The sequence below is a fragment of the Microcoleus sp. Pol8_D6 genome (assembly GCF_036700965.1).
Classification (GTDB): domain Bacteria; phylum Cyanobacteriota; class Cyanobacteriia; order Cyanobacteriales; family Microcoleaceae; genus Microcoleus.
The window spans coordinates 37,547-53,638 of record NZ_JAUBPW010000029.1 but is presented as its reverse complement, the minus strand read 5'-3'; the positions used below and the strand labels follow the sequence as shown (position 1 = coordinate 53,638).

General features: G+C 45.8%; 12 protein-coding genes. 7 read left to right on the top strand and 5 right to left on the bottom strand.

The genetic code is table 11. From position 1 onward, the window contains the following. Nucleotides 1-25 precede the first annotated feature (25 nt). Nucleotides 26-847 (top strand): Uma2 family endonuclease, encoded by an 822-nt coding sequence (locus tag QUA10_RS13990; protein ID WP_333081642.1) that lies wholly within the window; start codon nt 26-28, stop codon nt 845-847. Between the two features lie 182 nt (nt 848-1,029). Continuing rightward, nucleotides 1,030-2,235 (top strand): DUF4336 domain-containing protein, encoded by a 1,206-nt coding sequence (locus QUA10_RS13985; RefSeq protein WP_333081643.1) that lies wholly within the window; start codon nt 1,030-1,032, stop codon nt 2,233-2,235. A gap of 84 nt (nt 2,236-2,319) precedes the next feature. Here QUA10_RS13985 and QUA10_RS13980 read toward each other — a convergent pair whose 3' ends face one another. After that, nucleotides 2,320-3,636 carry a hypothetical protein gene (locus QUA10_RS13980; protein WP_333081644.1) on the bottom strand — a complete coding sequence of 439 codons (1,317 nt, stop codon included), beginning with the start codon at nt 3,634-3,636 and terminating at the stop codon, nt 2,320-2,322. 7 nt (nt 3,637-3,643) lie between these two features. After that, entirely contained in the window at nt 3,644-4,312 is a 669-nt protein-coding gene (locus QUA10_RS13975; protein ID WP_333081645.1) for a response regulator transcription factor, read from the bottom strand. 230 nt (nt 4,313-4,542) lie between these two features. On the opposite strand from QUA10_RS13975, the gene QUA10_RS13970 reads away from it, so the two are divergent. The 3 genes from QUA10_RS13970 (at nt 4,543) to QUA10_RS13960 (ending at nt 7,425) form a co-directional block, all read left to right on the top strand. Continuing rightward, the gene (locus tag QUA10_RS13970) at nt 4,543-5,019 is read left to right on the top strand and encodes a peptidoglycan-binding protein (RefSeq protein ID WP_333081646.1); all 477 of its coding nucleotides are present in this window, start codon (nt 4,543-4,545) and stop codon (nt 5,017-5,019) included. A 98-nt stretch (nt 5,020-5,117) separates the two neighbouring features. Continuing rightward, nucleotides 5,118-6,854 (top strand): sulfatase-like hydrolase/transferase, encoded by a 1,737-nt coding sequence (locus tag QUA10_RS13965; RefSeq protein WP_333081647.1) that lies wholly within the window; start codon nt 5,118-5,120, stop codon nt 6,852-6,854. Nucleotides 6,855-7,122: 268 nt separating this feature from the next. Next, on the top strand, nt 7,123-7,425 hold the full coding sequence (locus QUA10_RS13960; RefSeq protein WP_333086282.1) for a hypothetical protein: 303 nt from the start codon (nt 7,123-7,125) through the stop codon (nt 7,423-7,425). 764 nt (nt 7,426-8,189) lie between these two features. Here QUA10_RS13960 and QUA10_RS13955 read toward each other — a convergent pair. Next, a complete protein-coding gene (locus QUA10_RS13955; RefSeq protein WP_333081649.1) occupies nt 8,190-9,986 on the bottom strand; it encodes a metallophosphoesterase family protein in 1,797 nt (598 codons plus the stop codon). A 318-nt stretch (nt 9,987-10,304) separates the two neighbouring features. Here QUA10_RS13955 and QUA10_RS13950 point away from each other — a divergent pair, with 318 nt between their 5' ends. Beyond that, nucleotides 10,305-11,291 (top strand): acetamidase/formamidase family protein, encoded by a 987-nt coding sequence (locus QUA10_RS13950; protein ID WP_333081650.1) that lies wholly within the window; start codon nt 10,305-10,307, stop codon nt 11,289-11,291. Nucleotides 11,292-11,436: 145 nt separating this feature from the next. Continuing rightward, nucleotides 11,437-11,721: a hypothetical protein gene (locus tag QUA10_RS13945; protein ID WP_333081651.1), complete on the top strand. Its 285-nt coding sequence runs from the start codon at nt 11,437-11,439 to the stop codon at nt 11,719-11,721. Between the two features lie 254 nt (nt 11,722-11,975). Here the strand turns inward: QUA10_RS13945 and galT are convergent, their stop codons facing one another. Beyond that, complete coding sequence (galT, locus tag QUA10_RS13940) at nt 11,976-12,998, bottom strand: galactose-1-phosphate uridylyltransferase (RefSeq protein ID WP_333081652.1); 1,023 nt, start codon at nt 12,996-12,998, stop codon at nt 11,976-11,978. A 246-nt stretch (nt 12,999-13,244) separates the two neighbouring features. Next, nucleotides 13,245-16,076: an AAA-like domain-containing protein gene (locus QUA10_RS13935; RefSeq protein ID WP_333086281.1), complete on the bottom strand. Its 2,832-nt coding sequence runs from the start codon at nt 16,074-16,076 to the stop codon at nt 13,245-13,247. Between the last annotated feature and the right edge of the window lie 16 nt (nt 16,077-16,092).

Here is a 16,092-nt window from a genome sequence, read left to right as displayed (position 1 = left end):
AGGATAAGCAACCTCAGAATTCATTATGACATTCCCGACTTACCCGCCTGCTCAAGCTGAACCGCCTTTAGACCCCCGGCAGAGTTTGCCAACAATGTATGATTTACCTAGCGAAGACCCAAAGGAGCCCGGTTTGCCAGATACATTTCATTTAGATCAGCCGCAACTATTGGAATTCACGTTTTTGCCGCCGGGATGGGATGCGGAACAAGTCTTTACAGCGAGTGACCTAAATTTGTATTACGATGCAACACAACCGCGCTGGCATAAACGCCCGGATTGGTTTGCTGCGGTGGGTGTGCCAAGGCTTTATCAAGGGCGCGATATGCGTTTGAGTTATGTAGTTTGGCAAGAACGGGTAAATCCTTTTGTGGTGGTGGAATTGCTATCGCCGGGAACTGAAGATGAAGATTTAGGGCGGACTGTTCAGCAAGCTGGGGAACCGCCGACTAAGTGGCAAGTTTATGAACAAATTTTGCGGATTCCTTACTATTTTGTGTTCAGTCGCTACACGGATGAATTGCAAGCTTTTCATCTTGTAGGAGGCCACTATGAACCTGCAGAATTAATTGATGGGCGGTTATTTATTCCTGAGTTGCAGTTGAGTTTAGGTTGGTGGCAAGGCAGTTATAAGAGTATGAATCGGTTGTGGTTGCGGTGGTTTACGGCCCAAGGAGGGTTGATTTTGAGTCCGAGTGAAAGAGCAACGGCGGCGGAACGGCAACTGATAGAATCTCAACAGCAACTCATAGCATCTCAACAGCAACTGACAGAATCTCAACAGCGAGAGGAAAGACTAGCGGCGCGGTTGCGGGAACTAGGCATCGATCCTGAACAATTGGTTTAATAGTTCTCGCACCCAGGCGTAATTCTTTCTTGAGTGTTCCAAAAGCCCGTGAAGCGCAGCTATCGCGTAGGGAATCGCCCATAACCCCTTTTCAACTCCTCGAATCCGCGCAACACGAGTGAAATAAGATAAAAATAGTTTGATCGCACGCACGTACAAAAAAATCGGCAAGGAGTCGCGGAGTGGCAGAGGGCGAAGGCATACCAACATCAGCACAGATTGATTCTAGGGACTATTCTTGGGCCTTTTGGCCAGTCGTCCCCCTCTATCCCTACAGCAAGCGGCGCACCATCCGCAAGGAAATAGTTAAAGATACAATCTGGACTTTTGACCAACTACAAGGCATTTTCTACGTTGTTGTCCCGATTCGGATGACAGTAATTAAACTAGAACCCGAAGGCCTTCTCGTCTACGCCCCCGTTGCACCGACTCCTGAGTGCATCCGCTTGGTAAAAGAGTTAGTAGCAGAGCACGGCGAGGTGAAGTACATCCTGCTGACAACGGTTTCCGGCATCGAGCACAAAGTTTTTGTCGGCCCCTTTGCGAGGTGTTTTCCCGAAGCGCAGGTGTTTGTCGCCCCGCAGCAATGGAGTTTCCCCGTGAATTTGCCGCTGAGTTGGCTGGGTTTGCCGGCGAAACGCACCTCTATACTGCCGTTTGACAGCAGCAATACGCCGTTAGCCGATCAATTTGACTGGGCAATTCTCGGCCCCCTCAACCTCGGTTTGGGCAAATTTGCTGAAGTTGCGTTATTTCACAGGCGATCGCGCACGCTGATGTTAACAGATTCCGTCGTTTCGATTCCCGAAAATCCGCCCGCGATCGTCCAACTCGACTCGTACCCGCTGCTGTTTCACGCCAAAGACAGCGCCTCGGACATTGTGGCAGATACCCACGAAAATCGGCGCAAAGGGTGGCAGAGAATCGCCTTATTTGCCATGTATTTTAGCCCCAGCGTGCTGGAAGTGCCGCCGTGGCCGGAGGTGTTAGCCAACGCGCGCCAAGCGCCAGAACGCTCTAGGAAAGCTTATTTCGGGTTGTATCCGTTCAAGTGGAAAACAGATTGGGTGCGATCGTTTGAGGCTTTGCGGGGAGGGGGGCGGTTGTTTGTAGCGCCGATTTTGCAGACATTGATTCTCAACCGCGCCCCGAGGGAAACTCTCGATTGGGTGGATACAGTCGCGAGTTGGGACTTTGAAAAAATTGTACCTTGTCACTTCGATAGTGCGATCGACTCCCGGCCGCGTGAATTTAGGCAAGCATTCTCGTTTCTGGAAAAACACTCGCCTGTTAATTCCTTACCCGAAGACGATTTTAAATTGCTCAGGCAGATTGATGCGGGTTTGAATAAAACTGGTTTGGTTCCACCTGCGAAAGAGAAGGTTTAATCTTACATCTTGCACCATTGTTAAGAACAGGACAGTCTGCCTTAACTTGGGCCAGAAGTAAAACCCAATCCAATTCAACAATAGCTATGACTTCACTAACCAAGAAAGTTCGCAAATCACCCCTCCCTTGGGCAAAGATTCTCGTCGAAACTGTCCCCCCAATCGTTGAGCCAAAATTTGAGAGTGCTTTGTTCCCTGTTGTTCTTGTTCGGGTTTAAGTCCAGGGCCATTGTCTTGCACCTTGAGAACATATTGCCCCTGGTGATGTTCTCCCGTCACGACAATTCGAGTTGTTCCAAGAGCGTGTTTCCCCACATTACATAAAGCTTCCTCTAACCACAAACACAAATCCCGCTTTATCTCCAGGGTGGGGTTAGTTTGCTCGATGGGGGCGAAATTCCGCACTTTGACTTGAATGGTCTGGAAATAAGGCAAATTGCGCTTCAAAGTAATGGCATAAACTTCATACAATAAATTATGCAGGGGGCGGTTGAGATCGATACAAGTGCCTTCCCCCAGACGGAGAGTTTGTTCGGAATTAGGGGGTTCTAAGCTGGTTAAAACGGCTGCGGAGTGTTGCTCTGAATCCGCTTCATCGGTGAGACTGCGCCCCACTGCCCGGATCTCTGCATTCAGGCTATGCAAGCGTTGGAACAATTGTTGAGATGGCATCTGTTCTTGCTGCATATCCCGCAGGAGGAGAGCTAAGGTTTGCAAAGGGCCATTGTGGATTTGCGTGAAGGCTTGTTCCATTGCCTGCTGACGAATCGCCTGTCGCTCGACAATTTGAGCATAGTATTGGAGACGCTCGGTATATAAGCCCTGGACGATATCTTGGACGCGGTTATAAAACAAAATCAGGAGAATTTGTATCCCCATGGTTGGGCCGAGGGAGATGAATAAATCTAAGCCTCGCGAAGTGTGAAGTTCTGACGGGTGCAGCAGCAAATAGGTGAGAATTGGGGCAGCGATCGCCATCCAAGCGATCACAGTTGCAATCACCAATTGCTGGCGGCGACGCAGGGCGATCAGCATCACCATTGTCAACACGAACAACGCGGGTGTTACAGGGGGCAAACTATCTACGAGGGTGGTGCCCGATGTGACGATCGCTTGTAGGGTGTATAACCAACTGGGCGCCACTACAAACATTACCCCTGCCAATAAAGCCAGATTTATCACTTGTTGCAAGCTCTCTGGTTTTTTGTAGAGACGAATCAGTAAAATCAGGCAGGCGACCGCCAACAACGGAGGTGTAATTAGATAAATGGTACGAGGGTGCGGTTGCAGTCGGTGCAGAAATGTAGCAATAGTTGCGCCAACCGTCGCCAAACTCAACATTGCTAGCACGACTCGGCGCTTTAAAATTAAAATATTGTATGGCTCATTAACCGTAGACATTGCTCGTTTAATCAATTAATCCTATTTTACGGGCACGAATTTGGGTTTGTGCCCGCATATTTTTACCCTCTTCCGGGTAGATTGAGAGTGCATCCTGAATCTTAGACCAATAGTGGCGAATCATCCGTTCGGACTTGTGCATAGTTTGGGCGATCGCTTTATCCTGAAGTCCCTCCTCAAAAGCGAGTCGCATTACCTCCAACCATTCGGGTTTCACTTCCAAGTCGGTTTGCAGGTCTTTGGTATGGGTTAACCCTTGCATAGCCCACTCCATCCGGGTCAGGAAGGTATCTATAGGCACGCTTTTGTCTGCGATCGTAAATCCTCCCTGATGATTGTCAATTTCCGGTATGATGCGAACCAATGCCTTGACGTTACTGCTTTGCACCATCAGGTTTAGCTGGGGATAATCCTGCATCAAGACCTTGAGCAACCCCAATCCCTGCTCAACATTGGCAGCCGTTCCTGATATCTCTGGAAGGGACAAATCCACAATCGCCAGGTCAGGCAAATGCTTTCTCACTTCGGTTAGAGCGTCCTGGACGGTTTGGCAAGAGCGGATTTGTGCCCTAGGAAAGCGATCGCCAACCAGACTAATCGTTCCATTGAGAAGCAGGCGATGGTCATCAACAATCAGAATCTCTACTTGCTGTTCTTGGGTGGAGTTATGGGACATTACCTATACCTGACGCAACAATTCGATCTTACGCCCGCGAGAGACGCTTACAGCCGCTAGCAATTAATCCTGGAAAGGCGAGGCCCTATCAGCTCATTACCGAAAACTGCAATGCCGATCGCCGAAAATACCAACTCAACTTGTCTGAAACTACCAATGCTTTTGCCTGCCTAGTTTTTCGATACTGGAATCATCAAAGAAAACACACATCGATTTCAGGAAATAAAACGATGAAAGCTTACAACACCTTAAGCAAAGGTAGCAACAATAGTGACGTTAAATACCTGCAAGAACAACTCAATCTTTTCTACCACAGCTCTATTAGTGTTGATGGCTACTTCGGCGATATTACTGAAGAATACGTCAAGAAATTTCAAGCCGATTGCTGCCTAAAAGTTGATGGCATAGTTGGGTCACCAACTTGGAGTTACCTCGACGCCATTGTCCCTTATTCCCAGAAGCAGCACTCCACCTTGAGCCAAAGCTCTAGCAACAATCCTTCGGAAGTGAAATATCTACAGGCGCGGCTCAATCAAGCCAAAAGACAAGGGAAATCAGGGACAGTGACGATTGCTGTAGATGGCAACTTTGGCAATACAACCGCGACGCGAGTGAAACAATTTCAATCCGATTTCTATTTAAGTGCTGATGGCATTGTTGGCAATAATACCTGGACAATTCTAGAAGACGCGCTCTTAAAAAGCTAACACGGCTGACCAAGCAATTACTAATGCCTAGCCTGGGTAAAGTCTGATTAGACTTCACCGGACAAAATTCTTATGTTTTGTAAAATTAAATCAAGAAGATGAAAAGACGAACATTTCTATCAGCAACAGGTTTGACAGGAGCGGCGCTACTTGGATCTCAGCTTCTAAATAAATCAGACACTCCGGCAATTGCACAAACATCGGGATATAAAAAGCCCAATATCCTTGTGATTGTCGTAGACCAACTACGCACTCCCCAATGGTTTCCAGCACAAGCCACTCTCGACAAATATCTACCCGCGATCGCGAAATTGCGAAAGAGTTCAGTCAACTTCACGCGGTACTATACAGCAGCAACAGCCTGCACGGCGGCTCGCGGCACATTGGTGACAGGTTTATACTCCCACCAAACATTTGTGATGGATACGCATTTGAATGAGGGTGATGAGAGTAGTAGCATACTCTTTCCAGCGCCAGCGCCAAGTCTTAATCCTGGCTTTCCTACCTGGGGAAAACTGTTGCGAGACAACTTTGGTTACAGTACGTGGTGGTTCGGTAAATGGCATTTATCCACCGGAAATTCCCTGGAACCCTACGGATTTAGTGGAGGAACTTATCCTTCCCCCAATGGTAATCCCGGAGAAGGTTTAGAAGTAGACCCTTATATTGTCAAAGGCGGTACGCCTCCTCAAGGGATTCAAGCCACCGCACAGTTCGCCGAGTGGCTCAATTCCAACAATGCCAAAAATACTCCTTGGTGTACGACCATCAGCTTAATCAACCCCCATGACATTTCTTGGTACCCCCAAGGGACGAAGGAAATACCCGCAGAAAGCAACCCGCCAAGTGTCTTCAAAGATAGAATTCCCAACTTTGAAAACCCCATCGGGTTAGCGAAAAAGCCCCGCTTGCAAGAAGCATTCCGCCGAGCAACAAACTTAGGGGCTGGCTACTTACCGCCAAAATTCGGAGAACCCTGGCTGAAACTGTTGGATTCATACCTACTATTCCAACAATTTGTGGACGCTGAAATCGGGAAAGCACTTGATATGTTAGAAAAATCCCCATTTGCCCAAAATACGATCGTCGTGTTTACCTCAGACCACGGCGAGTATGGCGGTTCTCACGGGTTGCGCGGTAAAAGTGCGGGTGTTTATGAAGAATCAATTAACGTTCCTCTTTACATCAAAGACCCAACTAAACAGTGGGTTTCCACCCCCGGAACAGAACGGACACAACTTTGCTCTAGCGTAGATGTTATTCCCTTGTTACTTACCCTCGCTAGTGGAGATAATAGATGGCGTACCCAACGGGCATTTTCACATTTAAAGACGCGCTTGGATATTGCCCAAATCCTGCGCCAACCAAATGCGTCAGGTCGCCCTTACATTCTTCATACGACAGATGAACTGATCTTAGATTTGTTGGGCGCTTTGCTACTCGTTGGCGATGCTCCAAATCATGTGATTGGATATCGCACAGACAAAGCGAAACTAGGAGCTTATAACTTCTGGCGTTCTGGCACCATCGATATTCAAACCAAAGGTATGGAAGCAGAACTTTACAACTACAGTACAGCTAGAGGAAAGCAGGAATTAGATAACGTCAGGAACTCTGAACTTAGATTGTACTCTCAACTGGTGAGCCATCTCTTTGACGACGCTATTCCCAATGAATTGCGTAAACCTCTACCTACACCCGAACTGCAAGCCGTGCAACAACAAGCCTTAAAAGACTATTTGTCCTTCGCCGACCAGACAACCCGGACAAAAAGCAGGCTGGATAAAACAGATGAACAACTCCTGGCGTTAAATGCTGCAATTGCTAATTTGTAGCTTCGCGCCACATAGAGCGAAAAATTTTTGGGAACCTGAAATCGGCGGTGCGGTATAAAAACCCCATGCCTGATTCCGAAGCCACTGTTAAACCCATCAATTTTGGCTTTAAGCGCTGATGGAATTGTTAGGAATAATACCTAGTCAGTGCTAGAAGAAGCACTCCGGAAAAGTTAATAAGGCTGACTTAGAAATTCCTAATTTAAGCCAGGTGAAGTCTGGTTAGACTTCACCTTTTTTTTGATGAAGCAGGGAAGGAGGAAGACTAATGGATAAGATAACTCTTGTGTCCAGCCTAATTATGTTTAGTACAGCGGGATTAATTGCGTGCGTTGTCTATCATGGACTTTGTTGGTGGCGACGAATGCGTTGTTTGGAACAACAACTGCTAACACAGCAACAGTTAATAGAGCTGCTTGAGGCAGAAATTCACAATGGTGCTTTACAAAGGCTGGCGTTCTTGATCAGAGAGCTTCAGATTCATGAGTTGTCCCAACAAGAGTTACTCCAGCATTTACGCTCTGTTTATCAAGATGTTCAGGCTGCTCTTTCTGCCGACAAATCCCACTAATTTAACATGGCTTTAACAGCCATTCTCTGTTGAATTGCGTAGATTGGCTCATAGACATTCGCTCCACTTTCTTAACCGGTCACGACTGGAGCTTCTCAAGCCACAGCCAACCTGATAGCAATCAAGGGTTTGGGCGATTAACCGGCAAAGGCAAGACCCTATCAAGTTGATTACCGAAAAGTGCCATGCGAGCTATTGCCACCTACCGATGTACTTTTAATGCTTTTGCCATCAATTGCCATCAATTCTCAGGCGTGCCAGGGGTAAAGTCTGTTGTGACCCTACATTAAAAAGAACGGCAATGACTTCAAAATCTAATGACTGAATTATGTTTCTCAAAGTCGAGTTGGACGGAAAGCGAATATCCGGCGGGAGGCTGAAGATTTTTATCAGGGTTGAGCGATGGTTTTTGGTAAACTCTACCAAGGGTTTATACCCCCAATAACCCGCACAACTGCCTAATAAAATTATTGTGAGTATCAGCCTAGCGTGGATGTCTAATTCCTCTCGGATGTCGGTGGTCGGGTACTGCTTTAATTGCTGCCAATAAGTTCATTACTAATACAGGAGCGCTACTGATGGTCAAGCGCGATCGTCCTTTACCCGATCGCCCCTTCTATTATATAATCTCCGGTCACAATTAATCCACCCTGCTTCTTAAGGGGGATTTAGGGGGATCGAGACTTGGATATAAACCAGAGAAATATAGGGTTTTAGTCTTAAGTTGAGACCTTTGAACACTGCCCTGTCCCTACTAAATCCATTTACGAATTTCTTAACTTAAACTCATCAAACTTCACCACTTCCGATTCCGGTTTCCGCGTATCAAAATAGTAGCTGCTAACCGTACCCTCCCCCGTATCAAAAATAGTAAAAGCCGTAATATCGTTGCTATCAATATACGGCAGCGGCCGCCCATCTTCTGCCAACAAAGGCGCAACAGTCGGCACCACAGGTTCCAATCCGTTCGGGTCTCCCATAGCGCTGTAATCTTCCCGATATCCCGGCGGCACAAATCGGCGCTTTTCCCCCGCAAAAGCACCGTAACTGTTACCCACATTAGAAGTCTCCAAAAAGTGCATTCCGCTGGAACTGACAAATCGATTCCACAAGTGCGAATGTCCGTAAAATACCAACTGCACCCCCGCTGTTTCTAGTAGCGGCACTACATCCCGAATCAGATAATCTTGCTGTTTCGGATACTCGTAACGCACCATTTTAATCTCGCCATCGAGAGCGCGATCGACTATTTGCACTGGGTCAGTATAAGCAGGTACAATATTGTCGCCCAGAGAATGCGGCGGGTGGTGAAACATCACAATTTTATATTTTGCCTGCTGGAATTCCGCACTTTTTAACTCTTGTTGTAGCCAATTATATTGAGCGCTGCCCTTGACAATCGGCTCAAAAATATGCTGTCCGTATCCCCATTTTTCGGGATGATTAAAATCTGCGTCCCGTTCGCGATACCTGCCTCTCGCACCCGGATCTAAATTCGGAGTCCGCCAGATATTCGCAACGTATAAAGTCACTAACCGCACGTCTCCAAACGTCACAGCATAGTAATTTTGGCCGCCCGGTAAATTGAAAATTTCGTCATAGGTATCGCTATTAAAAGTATTGTTTTTTAGCCATATTTCGCGCACTGAAGAGTCATTATTGGGATTCAAAGATGCAGCACGTTGAGCGTATATTTTCTCGGCAGCGGCGCGGGGAAAAGGATCGTTAAATTGGTCGCCGAGTGTGCTGTTGGTTGCAAAGCGACCCATGATTTCGTGATTGCCAATGGCGGGGAATAGAGGCGCGTTTTGGATCAGTTCGCCGCCGCTGTAAACGGTTTTGATGTCGTTTTTGTCGAGTTCGGAAAAGGCGCGACCTTGCAGAGCGGGAAAGAAGGCGCGGCCGCGATTTTCGTCGAACCATTCAGAAGCGCGATCGGGTATATTAATTAAATCCCCTGCCATAAAAACTGCGTCAACTTTCCCAATTGTTTCGGCTACTTTCTGGAGATTTGCTGCTGTCATAGGCATCAATTGATGGTCGGAAGTGAGGAGAATTTTGAGCGGTATTCCTGCTGCTGGTGTCGGAGAAAGAGTGAAAACCTTGCTGCTGACAGATGCGCCGTCTTCTCTTTCGCTGGTGACTCGATAAGGAATGCGAACACCGGGCTTTAAATTGGGGACTTCTGCTTCGTGCCGCCAGATGTCGCGCACAATTGGATGGCTGTCAATTATACTTTGTTTGATTTCATCGGAAATGCGCGAATCTTTGTCTTCGCGAGTGCGGCTTAGCTTGGTAGTATTTGCAGCCGCAATTTGACTCAAATTTTCGCCGTAAGCAACAGTGTTGCGAGTACCGACAAACTCGGTAAACCAGACAACTCGCACCGAGTTTGCTGTTGGAAGTTGCAGAAACGGATCGGTTAAAAGTTGAGGTTCATTGAGGTTAGATGGCATCATAAAACCTAGCAATAGGACAATCAACATCAAAACAGCAAAAAACCAGGGATTGCGGGGCAAATCTCTAGAATTTTCTAATTGATCGGGCAATGGTGTCAACATAAGTCATTAGTCATAAGTTATTAGTCATTCGTCTGAAGAAAAAACAGCCATCGATTTGAGATTCTCGACTGGGATTTTTAAACTACCTAGTTGATCAAAAAGTTAAGAAATTAGTAAAATATCTCACATCGAACAAACTTCAACCATTTTTTCACATCTTGTGATATCTTCATTCTCTTTCTCTGCGCCCTATGCGCCCTCTGCGCCCTCTGCGGTTCATTAAAAAAAATTTTGCTCAAAAATGCTGGAGACTTGCGATATAACATTCTTAACACCCTTACTTCAATCTAAAATCTAAAATCTAAAATCTAAAATCCCATGACTCGCCACCTTCTCAAGGCTAACTGCAAAACCGTACACTTGGGCGGTTTCTCTCCGAATATCGAACCTGCTTTAAGGGTGGATTCGGGCGATCGCATCGACATCGAAACCTATTCAGGATATTATGTTGCTGACAAAGCGCCGCCGGAATTTCGGACGCCGGAATTTTTAGATATTTGTCAGAATTTGCCTCCCAACCGCAAAGTTGGCCCAGGGCCCCACTTGCTGACAGGCCCGATTTATGTTAACAATGCCGAACCGGGAGACGTTTTAGAAATTCACATTGAGAATGTTTACCCAAGTTTGCCAGTAGGATTTAATGCAATTCGCGCCGGATGGGGAGCATTACCTGATTATTTTCCCGAACCTAAATTGCGTTTTATTCCGCTAGATTTACAGCAAAAAACTGCTGAATTTCCCCCAGGTAGCGACATTCGGATTCCCCTGCATCCTTTTTTTGGAATTATCGGCGTTGCAAATTCAGAAATCAACCGTTCTTCTATTCCTCCAGAGCGCTACGGCGGCAATCTGGACAATCAGGAACTCCAAGCAGGAACGCGGTTATTTTTACCTGTTTTTCTGCGGGGCGGTTTACTGTCCATCGGCGACGGACATTCGGCACAAGGAGACGGTGAAGTTGACGGTACTGCTATAGAAACTTCGATGAATGGGACTATTAAAATCATCTTACGCAAGGATTTTATTTTGATGTTTCCGTTTGCAGAAACGCCCACTCATATTGTAATTATGGGATTTGGTAGAACATTAGATGAAGCGTTTGAGATGGCGGTAAAACAGACGGTTTATTGGCTGCAAAAGTTTGCAGGTTTCCAAGAGGAAGATGCTTATGTTTTGTGTTCCATAGCGGTAAATTTTCGGATTACGCAGGCTGTCAACAATCCTCAAAAAGGAGTTCACGGAATGATGCCCAAGTGTATTTTACCCGATGTGAAAATTATTGTCAGGGAGTGTGATGTAAAATGATAACACGCGAGGGACCAAAAAATTAGGATCGCGATCGCACAAACTACACAAATTTGTCACTGCTGTGGTCGATCAGGATCGCGATCCTGTGGACAATTAAGCTTAAAATGGATAAGTTACCAGTTCTACCTAAATCGAACTCAACATGAAAAACCAGACTGACGATGTTGCCAAAAAAGATTTAGTCGATCGAGCTTTTGGGAGTGCAGCAATACCAGATCCGACAGCGTGGGTGCACGAACATTATTTTCTGGCTAATTTCGCCGATACTCTGGCCAACATTCAAGAACATTTGTCTGATGAGAGTTGTGAAATCGGCGAAAATGGTGACTCTGGCGAGGGACTCTTATCGATCGATGCCAAAATTAGAGATATGTTGAGAGCTACTTTTAGCGACGACGGCTGGCAGTATGTCGAAAGTTTATTGTGAGGTTGGTAACATCCATAAGTATTTGTACGTTCATAAATTTAGAGCGTAAGTTATACCAGTTTAAAAAAAGAATCCAACTTTAGGTCGATGATCTAAACCCTTAGATCATGCGTTATTCCTACTTCTTTAATCTCAAATATCAAATCTCCAATAATATCAGTTTCCTCCCCCAATGCAGACTCGCAACTGGGAGTAGCTGCGTGCATTTTCACCCCAATTTGAAATAAATTTGACCTATTGTGATCTAGAATACTTTAGATGTGGGGAAAATTACTGTCGCTAGGAATTTCGATCGATCGCAAAAACGCCGCACTTTCTTCGGGCAAAGCAGTATTGATAAACATCCCGCTGCCCAACTCAAACCCAGCTTGCTTGGTGACTCTGGGAATAATGGCGATGTACCAGTGAAAGTATTTTGTTCCCCCTTCGGCGATCGGTGCCGAGCGAATATTATAGTTGTAATCAGGATTGTTCAATCCGTAATAAAGCTTAGCTAGTACAGTTTTCAAAGTATCAGCAAGAGCCGTAATTTCCCCATCAGTAATTTCATCAAAGGAAGAGGAATGCCGACGCGGAAAAATCCAAGTGTGAAACGGTGAAAGTGCAGCGTAAGGGATAAAAGCCACAAAATGTTCACTCTCACAAATCACTCTTTCTCTCGCCGCTAATTCATCTTCCAAAGTCCGGCAAAACAGACATTCTCCCGTGTCATCAAAATATCTAATAGCTTCGTCGATGCGGCTGCGAAATTGGCTTGGTACAACGGGCGTCGCTGCTATCTGCGAGTGGGGGTGTTCGATAGAAGTTCCGGCAGTTTCCCCGTGATTTTTGAAGATAATAATTGTTTCAATGTGGGGATTTTTTCTAATTTCTACATAGCGCTGGCGGTATACTAAAAGTATGTTTGCAACTTCTTCAACACTCAACAAAGCTGTTGTTAAATCGTGTCGCGGGTGTTCGACAATTACTTCGTGAACGCCGATTCCCGCCATCGTGCGGTGAATTCCCGATGATATCCTCATCCATTTTTCTGTCGGGGAGAGGGCGGGATATTTGTTATAAATTGCCCTTACTTTCCAGTCAGCGCGATCGCCCAAACGGCAAGTTTCTAAGGTTCCGTCTTCTTCATTTCCCACGCAAAACGGGCAATCGGCACGGTGCGGTGGCAGTACGGCAGCCCAGTTTTTTTTGTTAGCGAATTGATCCGGTCTTGTCGCCCGTTCGGTGGCGATGATTACCCAATCTCTGGTAATTAGATTTTGTCTAAGTTCAGACATTTTCTTACCTTCAGTTTCCGGGTCAAATTGTCTCTTATTTTAGATACATGATTTGTGATTTGTCATCGCTTTTTTGTAAAATCTTAATAAATCTTGATTTTTAAATTTCCGGCTTGTAGTCTGCTAGATACCAGAATTATTCAATAATTCTGGTGTCTAGAGTTGGTAAAGCTAATAGCAGTTTGAACAAGTGAAAAAGAATCGTAAAATCGTTGCTAAATACCAATCATTCGCGTGGATCAGCGGTTAAATTTTCTCACCAAGCCATTCCCTCCCCCTCGTCAACAACTCATCCAAACTTTCCACCGGCCAAAACCGCACCTTTCCATCCTGCGAACCAGTTATTAAAGACTTCCCGTCCCGACTAAAACAAATACTATAAATCGGACTGGTTAACTCCACAAAATCAGCCTCACCTTTGAGCAAATTGCCTTTATAGCCGCTAAAGTCTGCAAGTAAATTCCCATGCAAGTCCCACAATTTGGCGGTGCCGTCATGTGAGGCAGTAGCGATCGTATCCCCTGTGGGGCTAAAACTGACACTCCATACCGAGTTATTATGTCCGGTGAATGTTACCAAGCAGTTGCCCTCCAAGTCCCACAATTTGGCGGTGTTGTCATCTGAGGCAGTGGCGATCGCATCTCCTGTGGGGCTAAAACTGACACTATTTACCCAGTCATGATGTCCGGTGAATGTTACCAAGCAGTTGCCCTGCAAGTCCCACAATTTGGCAGTTTTGTCATCTGAGGCAGTACCGATCGCATCTCTTGTCGGGCTAAAACTGACACTATTTACCGGGTGATTATGTCCGGTGAATGTTACCAAGCAGTTGCCCTGCAAGTCCCACAATTTGGCAGTTTTGTCAGATGAGGCAGTAGCGATCGCATCCCCTGTCGGGCTAAAACAGACACTTCTTACCGAATAATTATGTCCGGTGAATGTTACCCAGCAGTTGCCCTGCAAGTCCCACAATTTGGCTGTGCCGTCATTTGAGGCAGTAGCGATCGCATCACTTGTCGGGCTAAAACAGACACTTCTTACCGAGTTATTATGTCCGGTGAATGTTACCAAGCAGTTACCCTGCAAGTCCCACAATTTCGCGGTGTTGTCATCTGAGGCAGTGGCGATCGCATCCCCTGTCGGGCTAAAACTGACACTCCATACCGACTTATTATGTCCGGTGAATCTTACCAAGCAGTTACCCTGCAAGTCCCACAATTTCGCGCCGTCAGATGAGGCAGTGACGATCGCATTTCTAGTCGGGCTAAAACTGACACTTGTTACCCAGTTATTATGTCCGGTGAATGTTACCAAGCAGTTGCCCTGCAAGTCCCACAATTTGGCGGTGCCGTCATAGGAGGCAGTAGCTATCGCATCTCCAGTCGGGCTAAAACTGATACTTGTTACCGATTTATTATGTCCGCTGAATGTTACCAAGCAGTTGCCCTGCAAGTCCCACAATTTGGCGGTGCCGTCATAGGAGGCAGTAGCGATCGCATTTCCAGTCGGGCTAAAATAGACACTCTTTACCGAGCCCTTATGTCCGACAAACTGGTACTCTTCGCGGATTTTAGCAAGAATATTCTGCAAAACTAACAGAGGATTGGTAACGGGATATTCGGAAAGCGGCGGATTATCTGGTATCCACTTCTTTAAATCTTCTCCTGCTTTGATAGCTACCCGCAAGGCTTCTATTTGCTTTCCATCCGACTGAAAAAGCTCTAAGGCATTGCGTCCAGCTTCTTCGATTTTGAAAACTTCCCTGAATTGTTTACGGAATTCTCTTAATGATTCATTACTTTTCTTCAGTTCTTGCCGTTCATCAGCTTGACTGGCATCTAAAAAATCATTATCCTCATCGCTTAAACGTTTCCCCACTTTCCACTGCAACGCATCATCCAACGCTTTGCCGCGCAACAGTCGGGAAGTATCTTGACGATTTGAGGCAATCCAAGCGGCGAAGTTTTCCTGGTATGGGCGGAGTTTTGCTAATTCTTGCTGTACCCAATCGAGGTTAAATATTGCGGCGTATATGGGGTTATAAACTTGTAGATATCCGTTGCGTTTGACGACCAATCCTGAGAGTTGTAACCTTCTTTGATCGAGACTATTATCAGCAGGGATTTTCTGCTCCGCATCCGTCAGTATTTGCTGATAAATACCGAGCAGTAGCGCCGTGCGGTCTTGATAGTCAAGCAGCAAGCGATCTCTAATTGTCTTTAAATGTTCTAGTTCGTCATTCGCTTCCCAATTATCAATGACGTACTTTTGCACTAAATCTTCCACATCAGAACTCCCACGGGCCGAGTGATAGACCATCAGTCGGCAGAGTCTTTGCATCAAAAAAGGTTGTCCGTTTGTCCAATTAAAAACCTCAGCTAATATCTTCTCTGATATTTCCTCCGAGCGCTCTAGCATTAAGCCAGGGATTAAAGCAGGTCGAGCTTCATCAAAAGTAAACCCTGTTAAATCAATAGCTTTGCCAATATTAAAAGGTGTTCGGTCTTTATCGCGAATCAAATCTGCTGGCGTCGCAACTCCCAAAAGACAAAAGGCAAGGCGCTTATATTCAGAATTCATTGCTCTTTTGTTATAAGAAGCCCGAATTAAAAGAAAAAAGTCATCTTTCCAGCTCAGCTTTAAAATCGAATCAATTTCATCAATAAAAATAACTATATTTTGCGAAATTTCTGTTAGTAAAATATCTTCAATAAACTGACTCAATCGTTGAGATGGCGACAGCAATTGTCGTTGCTGCCACCAACTGTCAACATCCACCTTTCTTGAGAGTGCGCCACCCCGAACTAACTCAGAAATAATCCCAAAATACCAGCAGTCTGAACTCTCCCTACCGATATCTGTTAAATCTATCGCCATACATTTAAAGCCTGCTTTTTCGCGCAAGCGTTTCATCGTTTTTACTAGCAAGCTTGATTTGCCCATTTGTCGGGAGTTCAACACATAACAAAATTCTCCGGCTATCAAACTGTCATAAAGTTCGCTGTCTGCCTGACGCTTAACATAGGTAGGATGTTCGTACTCTAAAGAGCCACCAACTTGATATTGATAAACCGCCATAATAGGGTTTTACTCC